This window comes from Pedobacter sp. GW822-FHT03F06 (assembly GCF_058801365.1).
In genome coordinates, this window is record NZ_JBXANE010000010.1 from 101,457 (window position 1) to 118,117 (window position 16,661).

15 protein-coding genes are annotated in these 16,661 nt (G+C 38.5%); 8 read left to right on the forward strand and 7 right to left on the reverse strand.

Translation table 11 applies throughout. From position 1 onward, the window contains the following. Positions 1 to 15 precede the first annotated feature (15 nt). The 7 genes from AC1RJ8_RS17820 (at position 16) to AC1RJ8_RS17850 (ending at position 6,384) form a co-directional block, all read left to right on the forward strand. Positions 16 to 618 carry a CDP-alcohol phosphatidyltransferase family protein gene (locus tag AC1RJ8_RS17820; protein ID WP_492954858.1) on the forward strand — a complete coding sequence of 201 codons (603 nt, stop codon included), beginning with the start codon at positions 16 to 18 and terminating at the stop codon, positions 616 to 618. A gap of 80 nt (positions 619 to 698) precedes the next feature. Beyond that, positions 699 to 2,108, forward strand: a complete 1,410-nt coding sequence (dacB, locus tag AC1RJ8_RS17825) for a D-alanyl-D-alanine carboxypeptidase/D-alanyl-D-alanine endopeptidase (protein WP_492954857.1) — start codon at positions 699 to 701, stop codon at positions 2,106 to 2,108. A gap of 28 nt (positions 2,109 to 2,136) precedes the next feature. Then, positions 2,137 to 2,673: a GNAT family N-acetyltransferase gene (locus AC1RJ8_RS17830; protein WP_492954856.1), complete on the forward strand. Its 537-nt coding sequence runs from the start codon at positions 2,137 to 2,139 to the stop codon at positions 2,671 to 2,673. A gap of 62 nt (positions 2,674 to 2,735) precedes the next feature. Next, a complete protein-coding gene (locus AC1RJ8_RS17835) occupies positions 2,736 to 3,587 on the forward strand; it encodes a DUF2911 domain-containing protein (protein WP_492954855.1) in 852 nt (283 codons plus the stop codon). Between the two features lie 290 nt (positions 3,588 to 3,877). Then, positions 3,878 to 5,173, forward strand: coding sequence for a phosphopyruvate hydratase (gene eno, locus AC1RJ8_RS17840; RefSeq protein WP_492954854.1), 1,296 nt, complete (start codon positions 3,878 to 3,880; stop codon positions 5,171 to 5,173). A 204-nt stretch (positions 5,174 to 5,377) separates the two neighbouring features. Next, the gene (locus AC1RJ8_RS17845; protein WP_025145767.1) at positions 5,378 to 5,677 is read left to right on the forward strand and encodes an FtsB family cell division protein; all 300 of its coding nucleotides are present in this window, start codon (positions 5,378 to 5,380) and stop codon (positions 5,675 to 5,677) included. Between the two features lie 92 nt (positions 5,678 to 5,769). After that, positions 5,770 to 6,384 carry a trimeric intracellular cation channel family protein gene (locus AC1RJ8_RS17850; protein WP_492954853.1) on the forward strand — a complete coding sequence of 205 codons (615 nt, stop codon included), beginning with the start codon at positions 5,770 to 5,772 and terminating at the stop codon, positions 6,382 to 6,384. A 251-nt stretch (positions 6,385 to 6,635) separates the two neighbouring features. Here the strand turns inward: AC1RJ8_RS17850 and AC1RJ8_RS17855 are convergent, their stop codons facing one another. Beyond that, complete coding sequence (locus AC1RJ8_RS17855; RefSeq protein ID WP_492954852.1) at positions 6,636 to 8,720, reverse strand: hypothetical protein; 2,085 nt, start codon at positions 8,718 to 8,720, stop codon at positions 6,636 to 6,638. 231 nt (positions 8,721 to 8,951) lie between these two features. On the opposite strand from AC1RJ8_RS17855, the gene AC1RJ8_RS17860 reads away from it, so the two are divergent. Beyond that, complete coding sequence (locus tag AC1RJ8_RS17860; RefSeq protein ID WP_492954851.1) at positions 8,952 to 9,659, forward strand: L,D-transpeptidase family protein; 708 nt, start codon at positions 8,952 to 8,954, stop codon at positions 9,657 to 9,659. Between the two features lie 146 nt (positions 9,660 to 9,805). Here AC1RJ8_RS17860 and fabG read toward each other — a convergent pair whose 3' ends face one another. From fabG to AC1RJ8_RS17890, 6 genes are all read right to left on the reverse strand, one after another. Continuing rightward, positions 9,806 to 10,549: a 3-oxoacyl-[acyl-carrier-protein] reductase gene (gene fabG / locus AC1RJ8_RS17865; RefSeq protein ID WP_057933957.1), complete on the reverse strand. Its 744-nt coding sequence runs from the start codon at positions 10,547 to 10,549 to the stop codon at positions 9,806 to 9,808. Between the two features lie 79 nt (positions 10,550 to 10,628). Beyond that, positions 10,629 to 11,186 carry a hypothetical protein gene (locus AC1RJ8_RS17870; RefSeq protein ID WP_492954850.1) on the reverse strand — a complete coding sequence of 186 codons (558 nt, stop codon included), beginning with the start codon at positions 11,184 to 11,186 and terminating at the stop codon, positions 10,629 to 10,631. Between the two features lie 2 nt (positions 11,187 to 11,188). Next, positions 11,189 to 12,265, reverse strand: coding sequence for an agmatine deiminase family protein (locus tag AC1RJ8_RS17875; protein ID WP_492954849.1), 1,077 nt, complete (start codon positions 12,263 to 12,265; stop codon positions 11,189 to 11,191). 158 nt (positions 12,266 to 12,423) lie between these two features. Further along, positions 12,424 to 13,299 carry a carbon-nitrogen hydrolase gene (locus AC1RJ8_RS17880; RefSeq protein WP_492954848.1) on the reverse strand — a complete coding sequence of 292 codons (876 nt, stop codon included), beginning with the start codon at positions 13,297 to 13,299 and terminating at the stop codon, positions 12,424 to 12,426. A 433-nt stretch (positions 13,300 to 13,732) separates the two neighbouring features. Next, the gene (locus AC1RJ8_RS17885) at positions 13,733 to 15,700 is read right to left on the reverse strand and encodes an SPFH domain-containing protein (protein ID WP_492954847.1); all 1,968 of its coding nucleotides are present in this window, start codon (positions 15,698 to 15,700) and stop codon (positions 13,733 to 13,735) included. Between the two features lie 607 nt (positions 15,701 to 16,307). Further along, complete coding sequence (locus AC1RJ8_RS17890) at positions 16,308 to 16,544, reverse strand: cysteine-rich CWC family protein (RefSeq protein ID WP_492954846.1); 237 nt, start codon at positions 16,542 to 16,544, stop codon at positions 16,308 to 16,310. Between the last annotated feature and the right edge of the window lie 117 nt (positions 16,545 to 16,661).

Consider the following 16,661-nt stretch of genomic DNA (forward strand, 5'->3'; position numbering starts at 1 on the left):
ATACCGCTCTCCAACATGAAAGATATTCCAATCGCTTTAATATATTCCAGGTTATTGATTGGTTTTATAATAATTCTATTAAGCTTTTTCCACGTCAATCATTATTCTTTTCTTGCAATCACATTATTATCGATTGGTTTATTAACAGATGTATTCGATGGAATAATTGCCAGAAAACTCAATATCTCCTCCGAAAAATTACGACGTTTAGATTCCAGTATTGATCAGGTATTTTTTATCTCGGTTGCGGTTGCTACTTATATCCAATGTCCCGATTTTTTTAAAGTCAACCTGGTAAAACTGATTGTTCTTGGTGCTTTCGAAGCTTCAACCTATGCATTAAGCTATATCAAATTCAGAAAAGAAATCGCTACGCATTCTATCGGCGCTAAAATCTGGACGTTGACTATATTTGCCACTTTGGTCGAAATTATAGTGCATTGCGAATCGGTGGTATTATTTGAGATTTGCTTTTGGCTCGGTTTGGCAACTCGAATAGAAATACTTGCCATCGTTTTCACGCTAAAAAAATGGACCAACGATGTACCTACCATCTATCACGCAGTAAAATTGAGAAAGGGAAAAGAAATTAAACGCAATAAATTGTTTAATGGGTAATGTTTGTAAAGATGTTATCATAACAACTATTGCCTTTTAATTAATTTTATCTTTGCTGATCTTCAACGGATAAAATCTCTATGCGATTAAAAATATATCCCCTATTGCTTCTAGTTTTTGCTGCAAACATTACAATTGCCCAAAACCGAATTCAGAACCTCGAAAAAGCCTTCAATAATTTATTAAACGATGAACAGGCAAAACATGCCATCGCTTCACTTTGCATTTTAGATGCCAATACGGGCAAAACATTGTATGCAAAAAATGAACAGACTGGTCTGGCCACTGCTTCTACGCTAAAAACCATTACTGCGGCAACGGCTTTTAGTATTTTAGGGAAGGATTTTCAATTCCAAACCACATTGGCCTATACCGGAACAATTACTACAGATGGAATATTAAAAGGAAACCTGATCATTATTGGCAGCGGCGATCCAACTTTGGGCTCCTGGCGATATCAAAACAAAGAGAATGCCGTTTTAACGCAGTGGGTTACTGCAATAAAAGCTGCCGGAATCAAAAAAATTGAAGGTACAATAATTGGTGATGACCGTATTTTCGGTACGCAAACTACACCAGAAGGTTGGGTTTGGCAGGATATTGGCAATTATTATGGTGCGGGGACATCTGGCTTAGCCTGGCGCGAAAATCAATTTGATATTCATTTGAAACCCGGAAGTAGTACAGCAGATGAAGTGAAGGTAGTAAAAACAGTTCCGGCAACACCTTATGTGCAGATCATAAATGAACTAAAAACCGGAAGTTCGGGTTCTGGCGATAGAAGTTACGCTTTTCTTCCACCTTACAGCAATGTTGCTTACCTCCGCGGAAGCTGGGGAATAGGCATTGCCAAAACTGGCATTTCTGTAGCCCTCCCCGACCCTGCTTTCGATTGCGCTTACCGTTTACAAGATACTTTGAAAAGGTTAGGTATTTCGACCGGCCAGCAAGCCACAACAGCGAGGTTAATGACCTTGAATAATCAGGTCATTCCTTCAGTTACACAGAAAATAAGCACCGTTAGTTCACCTAGTTTAAGCGAAATGACCTATTGGTTTCTAAAGAAAAGCATCAATTTATATGGCGAATCACTTTTAAAAACCATTGCGATAAAATCAGGAAAAGCAGGCACAACAAGTAAAGGAGCAGAAACCGAAATCAATTTCTGGGCAGATAAAGGCATTGATAAAACGGCATTAAACATTATTGATGGCAGCGGACTTTCTCCAGGCAACAGAATAACAACTTCGGCTATGGCTAATATACTTTTCCAGATACAGAAAGAAAACTGGTTCGCAGATTATTATAAGGCTTTACCCGAATACAACGGTATGAAAATTAAAAGCGGAACGATAAATGATGTTTCGGCATTTGCAGGCTATCATTCTGATGCTGCAGGCAATAAATATATAATCGTTATTAACATCAATAACTATAGCGGAAGCGGAATTAATAAGAAATTGTTCAATGTATTAGACGCGCTGAAGTAGATTGATTATTGTTTTAATTGTATAATTTGTGAAGAAAAATAAAATGAGGTTTACTTTACGCCCATACCAAGCTACTGATGTTGAAAGTTTGGTTAAACATGCCAACAATTTCAATATTTCGAAATATTTAACCAATAAATTCCCTTTTCCTTATGAGAAAAAAGATGGCGAGGCTTTTATTCGATTAGCCTTAAGCTACGAACCTTTGCAAATCAAGGCTATTGTCGTCAACAATGAAGTAATCGGATCGATAGGCGTGCATCAACTGGCCGATATTTACAGCAAAAGTGCTGAAATGGGTTATTGGATTGCCGAGGATTTTTGGGGCAAAGGCATTGTTTCGCTTGCCATAAAAGAAATGCTTAAATATGGCTTCGACACTTTCGATATTGAAAGAATTTTCGCACGGACTACACATACGAACCTGGCCTCGCAACAGGTTTTGAAAAAAGCAGGTTTTATTTTCGAGGCCGAGTTGAAAGGAACCATTTTTAAAAATGGTGAATATTTTGATGAATTGATTTTTGGATTTAGGAAACATCAGCTAAGCAAAGAACAGAATTAAAACACTTTGCTAAACTCGAAGCTTATTGCGTAAATTAGTATAAAACCAAAAACAACAAAACAATGAAATTATCGATCAAATCAGTAATGCTGTTTGTTGCACTTTTAGGTGCAACAGATTTCGCAAACGCACAAGGAGGAGCCAAGTTTCCACAACCGAGTAGCGGACAAACCATTATCCAGGATTTTGGATTGGGAAAAATAACTTTAATGTACTCACGCCCGAATGTGAAAGGCCGAAAAATTTTTGGTGGCATGGAGCCTATGGGCGTAGTTTGGCGCAATGGTGCAAATGCAGCAACACGCATAAAATTTACAGATGCCGTTCAAATTGAAGGCAAAGACCTACCTGCCGGCGAATATGGCCTGTTCAGTATCCCGGGCAAAAACGAATGGACGGTTATTTTTAGCAAAACGCCCGATCAATGGGGTGCCTATACCTATAAAGAAAGTGACGATGTACTGCGTGTAAAAGTAAAAACGACAGCTTTAAAGGATAAAGTAGAAACCTTAACCATGCAATTTTCGGCTGTTAGCGAAACTTCGGCACAGTTAAATATGATGTGGGAAAATAGTGCCTATGCGCTTAACATTACCACTTCTATTGATGAAAAAGTAATGGCGAATATTGCTGAGGCGATGAAAGGCGAAAAAAAGCCCTATTTTAATGCTGCTTTGTATTATTTTCAGAATGGAAAAGATTTAAAAACCGCTTTAGAATGGATGACGGAAGCAGAAAAATCAGATCCGAAAGCACCCTGGTTTAAACTATGGAAAGGCCGTATCCAACTAAAAACGGGTGATAAAGCCGGTGCTGCAGTTACTGCGCAGCAAGGCATTGAAGCTGCAAAAGCGCAAAATATTGATGAATATGTTCGCTTAAACACTGAACTTTTGGCGCAAGCTAAAAAATAAAGAACCGTCATTTCGACCGCAGCGGAGAAATCTATCTGCTTGATATTGTACATAGATCTCTCTCCCGAAAATTCGGGACTGCGTTTCAGTCGAGATGACGACCCTCATCCGGCATTACAGAACGCCAATATTAACTTAAAATTAACCACTGGTTAACTTGAACAGCTATCGTAACATTAACCCTTAAAACGCTTTATTTATTTAAAAATAATACTAACTTTGATGTTGCGCTTAGTAATTGTACTTTATACACTAAGCAGGTTAAAAAATCAATAAAAAATCAAATAAAAATGAGCATAATCGTTAATGTCCATGCCAGACAGATTCTCGATTCGAGAGGCAATCCAACAGTAGAAGTTGAAGTAGTAACAGAGGCAGGCGCTTTTGGCCGTGCAGCTGTACCAAGCGGTGCATCTACTGGACAATATGAGGCTGTTGAATTACGTGATGGAGATAAATCTACATATTTAGGTAAAGGTGTTTTAAAAGCTGTAGAAAATGTAAATACTAAAATTGCTGATGCATTAAGAGGTATTGATATTTTTGAGCAAAATACAATTGATAAAATCATGTTAGACCTGGATGGTACCGAAAACAAAGGTAACTTAGGTGCTAATGCTATTCTAGGTGTTTCTTTGGCTGCTGCTAAAGCTGCTGCTGATGAAATCGGTCAACCATTATACCGTTATATTGGTGGTGTTAACGCCAACACTTTACCAATTCCGATGATGAACATCATTAACGGGGGTTCTCACTCTGATGCACCTATTGCTTTCCAGGAATTTATGATTATGCCAGTTGGCGCTCCATCTTTCTCGGAGGCTTTACGTTGGGGAACTGAAGTTTTCCATAGCTTGAAAAAAATTCTTCACGATAGAGGTTTATCTACTGCAGTAGGTGACGAAGGTGGTTTTGCACCAACTTTTGATGGTACTGAAGATGCAATTGAAACGGTATTAAAAGCAATTGAAACTGCTGGTTACAAACCAGGTTCTCAAATCTGTTTAGCTTTAGACTGTGCATCATCTGAGTTTTACAAAGATGGTAAATATGATTATACCAAATTTGAAGGTGCTACTGGGGTAATTCGTTCTAGCGAAGAGCAAGCACAATATTTAGCTGATCTTTCTGCAAAATATCCAATTATCTCTATCGAAGATGGTATGGACGAAAACGATTGGACTGGTTGGAAAAGCTTAACCGATAAAATTGGTGACCATGTGCAATTGGTTGGTGATGATTTATTTGTAACCAACGTTACCCGTTTACAACGTGGTATTGATGAGGCTACTGCCAACTCAATCCTGGTAAAAGTAAACCAGATCGGTTCTTTAACTGAAACCATCAATGCGGTAACTTTAGCACAAAACAATGGCTATACTTCGGTAATGAGTCACCGTTCTGGCGAAACTGAAGATGTTACGATTGCTGATTTAGCTGTTGCATTAAACTGTGGACAGATTAAAACTGGCTCTGCATCACGTTCTGACAGGATTGCAAAATACAATCAATTATTACGTATTGAAGAAGAATTAGGTGAAAACGCTCGTTTCATCGGTTCAAAATTCAAATACGCTAAGAAATAAACCCCTAAATCCCCTAAAGGGGACTTCTTTTCTCTCCTTTAGGAGAAATGCCGTAAGGCAGAGAGGTGTGTTAATAAGTTGAAAAACTTATTTGCGAAACATCCGGAGATTTTAAATCTTCGGATGTTTTTATTTTAATACTATATTTGTTTGTTGGATTTGGGTTTTCTCAAATCTCACATCTAAAATCTCATATCAAAATATATGAAACGTTTAATAGATCTTTTCCGCAATAAATATTTCCTTGCTACTGTTGCTTTTGCGATGTGGATGCTATTTTTCGACAAAAACGATATGATGTCGCAGTATGAATACCGCAGTCAGGCCAATAAACTACAGGAAGAAAAGGAATATTTCGAGAAAGAAACCGCTCAGGTTAAAAAAGATTTAAACGAATTGAATACCAATCTGAATACGGCTGAAAAATTTGCCCGCGAAAAATACTTCATGAAAAAAGACAATGAAGATGTTTTCGTGATTATTCAGGAAGAGAAGAAGGATTAGTGTCCAGTTGGCAGTTCTCAGTTGGCAGTTAAACCATAGAACAATTCCCCTTCCAGTTAACCGATTAAGCAATCAAACAGTTAACCATCCGAATGCTCCACATCCTCTACATTATCGCTATAACCGCTGAAGCCATGACCGCAGCACTTTCTGCAGGCAGACGTGATATGGATTGGGTTGGTGTTTGCATTATTGCCTGGGTAACGGCATTAGGCGGTGGAACGGTTAGAAATGTATTATTTGGCCATTATCCAATGAGTTGGGTAGAACATCCCGAATATTTGGTAATTACCGCAGTAGCAGCCTTGTTTGCCGCTTTTATTGCCTCAATCATGACTAAACTCAAAAAGCTTTTTCTTTACCTTGATGCTTTAGGTTTGGTGGTTTTCACTATCATTGGCTGCCAGGTTGCGCAGGAAATCCATCTACCCTATTTAATTGTACTTTTTAGCGGAATGATTACGGGTTGTGCAGGCGGCGTACTTCGTGATGTACTCTGTAATGAAGTTCCATTTCTTTTTAGAAAAGAGATTTATGCCAGTGCTGCGATAGTTACCGGTGCCGTTTATATCGGCATAGAGCATTTTCATGGAAGCGAGATGCTGGCTACCATCACAGCTGCTATAATCGGATTAGCCCTTAGATTACTTTCCATCCGCTTCGAATGGCACATGCCTAAGTTTGTTTATAGGGATGAATGGCACTAAAACAGTTCGGAGTTTTCAACTTAGAGCTGTTTTCCGTGGTGTCAGGCGGTAACACCTGACACTTTCAAATTATTTGAACACCATTCATTATTCTCCAATTTATTCGTGGTGTCAGATGTTACCATCTGACACTTTCAAATGTAATTGAATACCATCTATTACTCACCAATTTCAAGATAGTCTATCAGTCAGATGGTAACATCTGACTACACAACGAGATGGTAATATCTACTGCACAAGCAACTCCAAACTTAGAGTTCACCGTTTCTTTTTCTTAAAAACCACTCTACGCCCAACAAAATCAAAATTAGGCCGAACAGCCATTTCATACTGATCAATTCGTCGTATTTACGGTCTTCGTAGCTGATGGTTTTAATATTTTCATTTTTGGCAATCTCATCAGCTATTTTCAACAGGTTTTCAGGCACAAACAGCTTACCATTACTTTGCTTAGATATGGTATTTAAAAGCTGGTGATTGGCTGTTGTTTGCTGAAATTCTGCAATCAACGCATTTACATAGAAACTGCCTGTGGCCGTGAATTTCTTTCCACCCAGTTCGGTATTAGCGAGATAAGAATAGTTCCCTGCAGGCATGGTTCCTGCATCTAGCTGATAACCATTTTCAGTTTTAGAAAAAATATAGTTAAACACTTTGCCCGCTTCATTTTTAACCTGAAGATTAACTTCCGACTCATTTACAGGCTGATAGCTATCGTTATAAAGGGTGCCGTTAAACTGGATGGTTTCATTTTCATCATAGGCTGACTTTGACGTAAATACCTTGAATCTACGCTTATCATCTTTAACAGACAGGTATTGAACTGTTTTTGAAATCAGGTCGTTTAAAACTGATTGATTACTTTCATTTTCCGCCTCCGAAAGTTTCCATCGCCAAAGCCCCTCGCCCATCAAATAACCTGCCTTTAAGCCATTTTCATTCGCGAAGAACAGTAGAGGCTGCTGTGTGCTTACTTTGCCAATACGCTGATTAAAAACAGGTATTGCGCCTGCATTTACGGTTAATCTTCCAAACGGACTTAGCAAAGGATCGAAAGATGAAAACTGCTTCTTGTTATCTTCAGTAAGATTGAAGCTTGTAAATTCATTTGCAAAATCGGCATATACTTCCTGAATGGAGCCATTCGCAGCACTTAAGTTAACCTGATTTTGCATTTGGTTAAAAGCATTTATATTGCTCTGTGCACCCAAAATGTACCAGATCGGTTTCTTCAGTCCAGTTAATTTCTTTAAAAATGCTGACGAAATATTTTGCGCATCAGGTAATTGATACAACACGATTAGATCGAATTTAGCAGGATCTGTGGTAATTAAATCATCAGCAAGTGCGAGTTTAGCCTCGTAGTGTTTATTGAGCGAAATAGCCTCTTTTAACACGGCCAAATCAGGATGTGGTGCAACCGCTGCAAGCAATACTTTCTGCCTGCCATCAATCACTTCTACATAAAAGGTTTGAACATTATTCCGGGTAGTAATTTCATTTTTCAGTGCGCCGAGCTGAACAGTATATTTCTGAACACCAATTTTACCCGCATGGATCTTAACCGGGATCGTTTTAACAAAGGAAGCTCCATTAATCGATAGGTTTTGCTGTTCTACCTTTGCACCATTTTGGCTAACCGTTAAAGCAGTGCTTTCGCCGTCACTTTGAAAAGCCTGAACCTGAACTTCGATCGTAAAATCGTCATCCAGGTACACAATATTATTGTAATTTACATTCGAAATTAAGACGTCACGTTTTGGGATACTATCACCCAAGGCAATCGTATAAACCGGCGCATTAATCTGATTTACGCTGTACAGCGGATTTCCACCGTGATTAAAAATACCATCGGTGGCTAAAATAATGGCGCCAACATTTCTGTTGGTATATTCATCTCTAACTTTCTGAAAAAAAGCCGAGGCATCTGTTAATTTACCCTGATTTTTAAAATCGAAACCATCAGCCACCTGATCGCCAAAGTGAAGCGTTTTTACCTCGTACTTATCTGATAGTTTATCCTGTAAAGCTTTAAGATTATTTTCATATAATTTCTGGTCGAAGCCGGCTGCCTTAACCTGACCTACAGAAAGAGAATTATCTTGTCCGATAATGATCACCGGTTTATCTAAGGTATAATTTAATGTTTTGATGAGCGGTGCAAATATTAACCATGCAATGGTAGTCACTACGATAATCCGCAAGGCAGTTAAGCCATACCGAAGTTTTTTATCCAAATTTTTGTTGCCGCGATACAGCAACCAGGCATACAGCACGCCCAACGCCAAGCAACCGAGAAAAAACAAAATAGATGTACCCGAAAAAAAACTGTTCATACTTTTATAAAGATGGTAATTTTGGGGAAATTTTCAAGATTATTAACCGCAAAGTGCGCAAAGAATTTACGCAAAGCATCGCAAAGAGAACAGGTATCTACAATTTCTAAACTTAGCAACCTTTGCGCCATGTTAATAAGGAAATCTCAGCGGCCTTTGCGGTTAAAAAAGATAAATTCGTTAGTTTTAACCAAATCAAAATTTATGAAATTAATCTGTTTAACGTTTCTAGTGTCTCTAAGCCTTATGGTAAATGCTCAAAATAATTTTAAAGCCACTCAAATTAAATTCGAAAGAGTAGAAAAGGCCTACAATGAAAAATGGGAAACATTGAGAAAATTTGTTCAGGCTGGTGGCTATGGCGATCAGTTTTCGATGATAATCAATGCTTATAAAACAGAAGGCAAACTCGAAGTATGGTTAAAGAATAATTCGGCTAAAACCTATTCTCTATTTAGAACTTACGATTTCTGCGCACATTCTGGCACCATTGGCCCGAAAGTAATTGAAGGTGATGGGCAAACGCCGGAAGGTTTTTATTACATTAATGTTTTTAACCCGATGAGTAATTTTCACTTATCGCTAGGGGTAAATTATCCGAATACGGTTGATTATGCCAGAACAGGAAAAGATAGAAAGCCCGGAAGCGATATTTACATCCACGGCAATTGCGTTACTGTTGGCTGCATTCCTTTAACCGACGAAAAAATTAAAGAAGTTTATATTTTGGGTGTTGAGGCTAGAAATGCAGGTCAGGAAAAGATTCCGGTTAACATCTATCCTTTCAAAATGACTGATGCTAATATGAAGAAATTCATCGCTCAATTTCCTACACAGGCCAGTTTTTGGAAATCGCTGCAGCCTGGATATTTAGCCTTTGAGAAAAATAAAAACCAAGTTAATGTAAGTGAGGTAAAAGGGAAATATATTGTGAAATAGTTTTAATGTTGTAAAGTTGAAATGTTCTAAATAAGGTAAAAGCTAAAAGACGTAAGGTTTAGGGTTAAACCCACCTTACGCCTTTGCTATTTTTATGGTATTGGAACGAAAGCCCTCTATCTTAAACCTTCCGCCTTCAACCCCTCTTAAAGCATCCCGCCGCAAACAGATAAAGTTTGGCCAGTTACATACGCACTCATATCTGAGGCTAAGAACACGCAAACATTGGCGATATCTTCCGTTTCTCCGGCACGTTTTAGTGGAATATCTTTTTCCCATCCTTCAACAACTTTCGGATCAAGGATATCTGTCATTTCGGTTCGGATAAAGCCCGGCGCAACTACGTTAGCACGGATATTTCTCGAACCTAATTCTTTAGCGATTGATTTGGTAAAACCAATAATACCAGCTTTAGATGCGGCATAATTTGCTTGTCCCGCATTACCTGTAGTACCCACAATAGAACCCATATTAATGAAAACACCTTTACGGGCTTTCATCATTACTTTAGAAGCTGCTTTTGTTACGTTAAAGATCGATTTAAGGTTAATATTGATCACATCATCCCAATTTTCTTCGCTCATACGCATCAATAAACCATCTTTAGTAATCCCCGCATTGTTTACTACGATATCAATGGTACCAAATTCCGCTACGATATCGTTGATCAATTGCTCAGCTTCAGCAAATTTAGAAGCATCAGAACGATAACCTTTAACTTTTGTTCCGAAACTTTGTAACTCCTGCTCTAAAGCTTCACCTTTTTCTACTGATGATAAATATGTAAAAGCTACATTAGCGCCCTGCTCGGCAAATTTTTCAGCTATTTTACGACCGATTCCTTTAGATGCGCCTGTAATTAATGCTGTTTTTCCTTCTAATAATTTCATTATGAAATGTTGTAACGTTGAATGTTTTAATGTTGTAAAGTTAATATTAATCCAAAAACTAACTCTTTTTATTTTAAGTTCATTTATCTAAAACTATCTGTTTTAAGTTTCTAATAAAAGTACTTCTATTTTTTCTATTCCACCCAAAAGAAAACAAAGCCGTTTTAGCAGCTGGGTCACAAATGCTATTTATCAAGATTCCATTATCAATTTTAATAATTGTAATTAATTCTCCCCAATTTAAATAAGTTCTTGTATTATGAACAGCGCAGATGTAGCTATCACTTTTTTCAATAATAATCCATTCGAGCTCTAGAGTCGTTTTAAGTATTGCTTTTTTACATTGTTTTTTAGTGCAATCAATAACTACCTGCTTAAAATTTAATCTGCGATATTGGATAATAAAAAAAACTATAGAAATTACTAGAAATCCAACCCCGAGCTTAATAGATCTTTCTAAGGTTGGGAATGTTGTTTCTAACTTTGTTATATTGATTTTAATTACCTGGTACCACCAAAAAATGGCTCCAAAAAATGTTAGAACTACAATCCAATAATGAGAAATTTTATCCCAAAAACTAAGTTTTAACCTTTGGGATGTTATCATTTCCAATAACAACTCATTATTGAATTTCATATTTAAACTGCTGGTTCTTGCTGGCTCAAACAATGAAAACTTCCCAATCCCCAGATAATATCAACCGAATTGATACCGATAACCTTTCTATCTGGGAAACAACCTTGAATAATAGCTAAAGCTTTCTGGTCGTTTACATCATCAAAAATTGGCACAATTACCGCTGCATTAGCAATGTAAAAATTGGCATAAGACGCTGGTAAACGGGTATCTTCATAAATAACCGGCGACGGCATCGGCAATTGAACAATATTCAATGCTCTGCCATCTTTCAGCTTCATGGCTTTTAAGGCTGCTAAGTTCTCTTGTAACAAGATATAATTTTCATCCAGCGGATTGCTTTCTACAACAGTTAAAACCGTATCCTCGTTTACAAAACGCGTAATATCATCAATATGGCCGTCGGTATCATCGCCAACAATACCATCTCCCAACCATAATACCTGATCCTGGCCATAATATTCAAGCAAATATTGTTCAATCTGCTCTTTGGCTAAATGTGGATTACGGTTTTCGTTCAACAAACAGGCTGTTGTGGTTAAAACCGTTCCGGCGCCATTAAATTCTACCGAACCTCCTTCCATCACAATATCAGGGATAAATAAAGGAAGGTCAAAATGTTTGGCAATTTTAGTTGGCACAACATCGTCCAAATCAAATGGTGGATATTTTCCGCCCCAGGCATTGTAACCCCAATCTACAACAGCCTTTTCATTTCCTTTCAGCAAAAATGCAGGTCCGTGATCGCGGCACCAGGCATCGTTCGTTTCGTTAAAATAAAATTCGATCTGGCTTAAATCGGCATCTACTTTTGTTAATTCAGAAACAGCAAAAGCTTTCATTTCTTCATCTTTCACATTGATGCGTACTTTTTCGCCTTCGGCAACAGCTTTAATAAACTGACAGTACGGCTCATAAATGGTTTCGATTTTCCCAGGCCAGCTCTCCTCTTTATGTGGCCAGCTTAACCAGGTTGCCTCATGTTTGGCCCACTCGGCAGGGAAAGCATAACCTTGTTGTTTCGGTGAATAATCGAATTGATTAATATTTAGATCTTTTTTTGGAGGAAAGTTTGACATTTAATTCTAATTTATAAAATGAATGGTCCGTGAGGACACAAACCATGGATTTGGATGGTCGTCATCTCTACTGAAGCGCAGCGCAATGGAGATATCTCTTATAAGATAACTATCATCCATAGTTCTTCGCTTTAAGCTTTGGTCTTTAACCTTTCAGCTTAATCCCCGTCAATATATCTTTTCGTAATCGGCTGGTAGGAATCAATTCTTCTGTCTCTTAAAAAAGGCCAGTGTTTACGGAAGAAATCGGATTCTGATAGATCCAGTTCAACTACCTCGGTTTCTTCCTGATCGTGAGAACCTAAATAAAGTATTTTGCCCTGTCCGTTTGTGGCGAAACTTCCACCCCAGAATTTCATGGCACCATCTTGCTCAAAACCTACGCGGTTTACACTCACTACAGGCACACCGTTTGCAACCGCATGTGAACGTTGGATGGTTTGCCAAGCATTGTATTGATCTTGGTTGGTTTCTTCGTCCTGATCGGTAGCCCAACCAATTGCAGTTGGATAAAACATGATATCTGCTCCCATCAAGGCCGTGATACGTGAAGCTTCCGGATACCATTGATCCCAACAGATCAGGATACCGATTTTAGCAAACTTAGTTTGAAAAACCTTATAACCTAAGTCGCCAGGGGTAAAATAAAACTTTTCATAATAAGCCGGATCATCAGGAATGTGCATTTTACGGTATTTGCCTAAATACGAACCATCAGCATCTAAAACTGCTGTTGTATTGTGGTACAAACCTTCGGCACGTTTCTCAAATAAAGAAGCGATAATGACCACACCCAATTCTTTGGCTATCACTTGTAAAGCATCAGTAGATGGTCCTGGAATAGCTTCAGCTAAATCGAAATTGTCGTAATCTTCAACATCGCAGAAATACAAAGAAGTAAAAAGCTCTTGCAAACACACAATCTGTGCACCTTTTGCAGCTGCTTCCCTTACTTTAACAATCGCTTTATCTAAATTCTCCTGTTTATCTTTAGTACAACTCATTTGCACTAAGCCAACTTTTACTTTCTTCATGTTTTTTTGAAATGAGAGAATGAGCGAATGATTAATTGAGAGAATGTCGTAAACCGCATTCACTCGTTCAAAAATTCATTCATTCAAAATTAGGCTGCAAAGTTACTATTTTGTTAAAAGTAGAACGGCATAATTATGTAATTGTTTTTCGGAAAAGCAAAATGTAAGTGGAACCAGATGTTATATTTATAATACGAATTTGCCTTTTGTTCGATTAATATTGCAAGCCTAATGATTGTTTTTGGTTACTTTGCCCAACGCGATCGTCATGCTGAATTTATTTCAGCATCTTTTATATCATTAAGACCCTGAAATAAATTCAGGGTGACGTAACTGATAAAAAAAACCTAAAAGTATTCTACTAACTATCGATGGGATTACAACAAAAAGCCCCAACTTACGCTGAGGCTTTCCGTCTTAATTTAAAACCAAATTAAGGGTTGATATTATCCTTTTTAGGCTTTGGTTTTGTTTCTACAATTTCTGCAACGGCCACCACTTCCTTACGTTTTTCTGGGTCCATGAGCTCCATCAGCTTCAAGCCCAGCAGGCCATCCATCGCCGAGCCTCCATGATTACCACCATTGCCTCCAATCAGCACATCAGGGATCAACTTCACGTTACCTTTCGATAGCTCTTCGGTAATTTTGTAACGGGTAAAGTTTTCGCCGCCCAAAGCTTTTACCGCAAGCTCGTAAGCTTCGGCAGTTGATTTACCTACGGCTAAAATTTTACCTGCTTCTGCACTACCGGTTAACGAAATCTGTTCAGCCTCCGCTGATGCACGCAACTTAATCGCTTCCGAATCGGCCTGTGCTCTTGCTTTGGTTGCTTCAGCCTCGGCATGTGTCCTCATTTTAGTGGCCTCAGCCTCTGCTCCTACGGCTAGTTTTACACCAGCGGCATCACCTTCCGATTTTTTTACCGTTGCACTTGCAGTACGTTCAGCAATCTCTACACTTTGTTGTGCCTTCACAATATCTTTCTGCATATCGGCAATTGCAGTTTCTTTTTCCATCCCCTGGCGGGTTTCCTGTGCCTGTTTTTGGGTTTCGTAAGTAACCTTTTGCTCTTCCGCAATTTTACGGTCGGTTAAGGTTTTCATTAACGATTCTGGCGGAACAATGTCACCGATTAATGTATCCACTGCGTTTACATTATATTCATCAAGCACTTTACGGATATGTTCTTTAGCCGATTCCTGACGCTCTTTACGGGTACTCAGGAAAGCAATCACATCACTTCCCTGTGCGGAGTTACGGAAATAGTTACCAATTGTGGGCTCTAAAACCTGCGAAACCAGATTCACCATATTGCCGAAACGTGCAATTACTTTTGGTGCTTCGGTTGTTGGTACGTGGATAATCTGCGCAACATCTAAATTAAAGGGGAAACCATCTTTTGAACGTACAGTAATGGTTGATAGGTTTTTATCCAGATTATGTGCCTCACTACGTGCCGATGCCCAGTTTAACACCAAGTTGGTTTTTGGCACCAGCTCTACCTTCATAATGTATTTGTTAATCGGATATTTACCTGGACCGAGGGGTTCCAACCAAACGCCTTTTGAGCCCTTGCCAACAATATTACCATGTTTAAAATCGGCACCGGTTAAGTCATTTCCGTCCGTACCAATAAATGAGATTACCACACCAACATAACCGATTGCTATTTCGGTCATCGGAATTTCCTCTAACTGGATTGCCCAAGGATTAAGATTATAAGAACCCGCCAAAATTACCTGGGGCTGCAAACCGCGATTACCGCCTTGTTTTATAAAGGCATCAAAATCCTGGAAATTGTTGTGTCCATCAACAAGCTTACCCGCAATCTGATTGGCCTCAATCGGTAAACCATCCAACGTGGTTACAATGCCCACCATGCTTTCCTGAATGCGGATCATATCCGTAACAGAAACCTGAAACAACATGGTATTGATACGATAAGAACCCGAGGTAATGTAAGATGTTTGCCGGCCTCGCTGACCGCCATTTTCGAGAAACTTTACTGCATCCTGAAAATTATCAGACTCTACCTTTTGCCCAAGGATATTCCCCGTTGGGATTTCGGAACCATCTTTGGCCATAATCAGTCCGATCTTACCCTCCGGTATAATGGTAAACTGTTCCATGGTTACGCTATACTGCCAGAACCACATTCCGAAATACAGTCCTGGCGCCAGTGTTTTTCCCTGAAAACCGGCTTCGCCTTTAACCGCGATAATGCGGCCATCGGGCAGCTCCCGGTCCGAACCAAAGAGTACGAATTTTTTGGTAATCAACCCGATCCTATCTTCGGGTACGATGACCATCCCAAATAGGAAACGTAAAATATATTTGTATAAAACTACGCACAACAGTGCCACTAAAACCCACCAGTAATTAGAAATGAGCGCTTCCATAATGTTATATTTTTTCTTTTTTTTAACGCCTGATAAACCATTTATCAAGCACGATATAGCTATCAAACGGTGTGCTTTGTTATCATTTATAACACTTATTTTTAAACTATTTTTTGTTGATTTTAAGGCCTAAAAGATGACTCAGGATCGATTTAGAGCAAAATGTCATCTGCAGATGACATTTTGCTAAATAGCCTAGCTGAATGCTTATAAATGCCAAAAACTAACCATTTAGGTTTACCGAGATAGTTGCAGAAATTTTAATTGTATAAATTACAATTAATCGAAAAAATGTGTCCTTTTTTAGACCTATACAGTTGACCGAATTGGGATACACTAATGAATCAGTTTTAGTGATTTATATAAATGAAAGCTGCCTGATATAAACGTAATTCTGGAAAAACCCGGAACCCAGATTAACTAAACCCGATTGCACGAATGCCGATTCTTTCAATCTGCAGAAGGAAAAGCGGACAGGAACCAACCGAAAGACACAGAAACTTGCTTTTCAAATGATTTATTCAGCTTATATTTTGATGATCAGTAATTCACAAAATATTAATAGATCCGGTCTGTGAGCACAGACCGTGGAACTTTGGAAGAAAGATTATACGCCTATTTCTTCTCTGTATTCCTGTTGCAGTTCGAATAAGCATTTGGCGCAGAGGCAGCCATCGTACAGTTCTGAGATGTATTGTACTTCGTTTATACTCAGCTGTACCACACTGCACTGGCATTTGGTATATGAATTTGCCTTGCATTCAATAGCCGTATTACATCGTTCGCAAGGAATGATTTCGTGTTTGCTATGTTTTAAGGTATTGTTCATTTGTTCACCGGTCATTAGTTCATTCGTATTTGGCGCCTTAGAAACTAATGAACCAATGACTAATGAACTACTAAACCAACACAAAAGTATAAACAAAAAATAAGGTTTTGAGCGTTTTGCCCAAAACCTTAC

Excerpts from the sequence above, each read along its gene's own strand:
- AC1RJ8_RS17820 (WP_492954858.1), top strand. The coding sequence starts at position 16 with ATGAAAGATATTCCAATCGCTTTAATATATTCCAGGTTATTGATTGGT.
- AC1RJ8_RS17845 (WP_025145767.1), top strand. The coding sequence starts at position 5,378 with ATGAAACGTTTAATAGATCTTTTCCGCAATAAATATTTCCTTGCTACT.
- AC1RJ8_RS17875 (WP_492954849.1), bottom strand. The coding sequence starts at position 12,265 with ATGTCAAACTTTCCTCCAAAAAAAGATCTAAATATTAATCAATTCGAT.
- AC1RJ8_RS17835 (WP_492954855.1), top strand. The coding sequence starts at position 2,736 with ATGAAATTATCGATCAAATCAGTAATGCTGTTTGTTGCACTTTTAGGT.
- AC1RJ8_RS17880 (WP_492954848.1), bottom strand. The coding sequence starts at position 13,299 with ATGAAGAAAGTAAAAGTTGGCTTAGTGCAAATGAGTTGTACTAAAGAT.
- AC1RJ8_RS17890 (WP_492954846.1), bottom strand. The coding sequence starts at position 16,544 with ATGACCGGTGAACAAATGAACAATACCTTAAAACATAGCAAACACGAA.
- dacB (WP_492954857.1), top strand. The coding sequence starts at position 699 with ATGCGATTAAAAATATATCCCCTATTGCTTCTAGTTTTTGCTGCAAAC.
- AC1RJ8_RS17855 (WP_492954852.1), bottom strand. The coding sequence starts at position 8,720 with ATGAACAGTTTTTTTTCGGGTACATCTATTTTGTTTTTTCTCGGTTGC.
- AC1RJ8_RS17870 (WP_492954850.1), bottom strand. The coding sequence starts at position 11,186 with ATGAAATTCAATAATGAGTTGTTATTGGAAATGATAACATCCCAAAGG.
- fabG (WP_057933957.1), bottom strand. The coding sequence starts at position 10,549 with ATGAAATTATTAGAAGGAAAAACAGCATTAATTACAGGCGCATCTAAA.
- AC1RJ8_RS17850 (WP_492954853.1), top strand. The coding sequence starts at position 5,770 with ATGCTCCACATCCTCTACATTATCGCTATAACCGCTGAAGCCATGACC.
- AC1RJ8_RS17885 (WP_492954847.1), bottom strand. The coding sequence starts at position 15,700 with ATGGAAGCGCTCATTTCTAATTACTGGTGGGTTTTAGTGGCACTGTTG.
- eno (WP_492954854.1), top strand. The coding sequence starts at position 3,878 with ATGAGCATAATCGTTAATGTCCATGCCAGACAGATTCTCGATTCGAGA.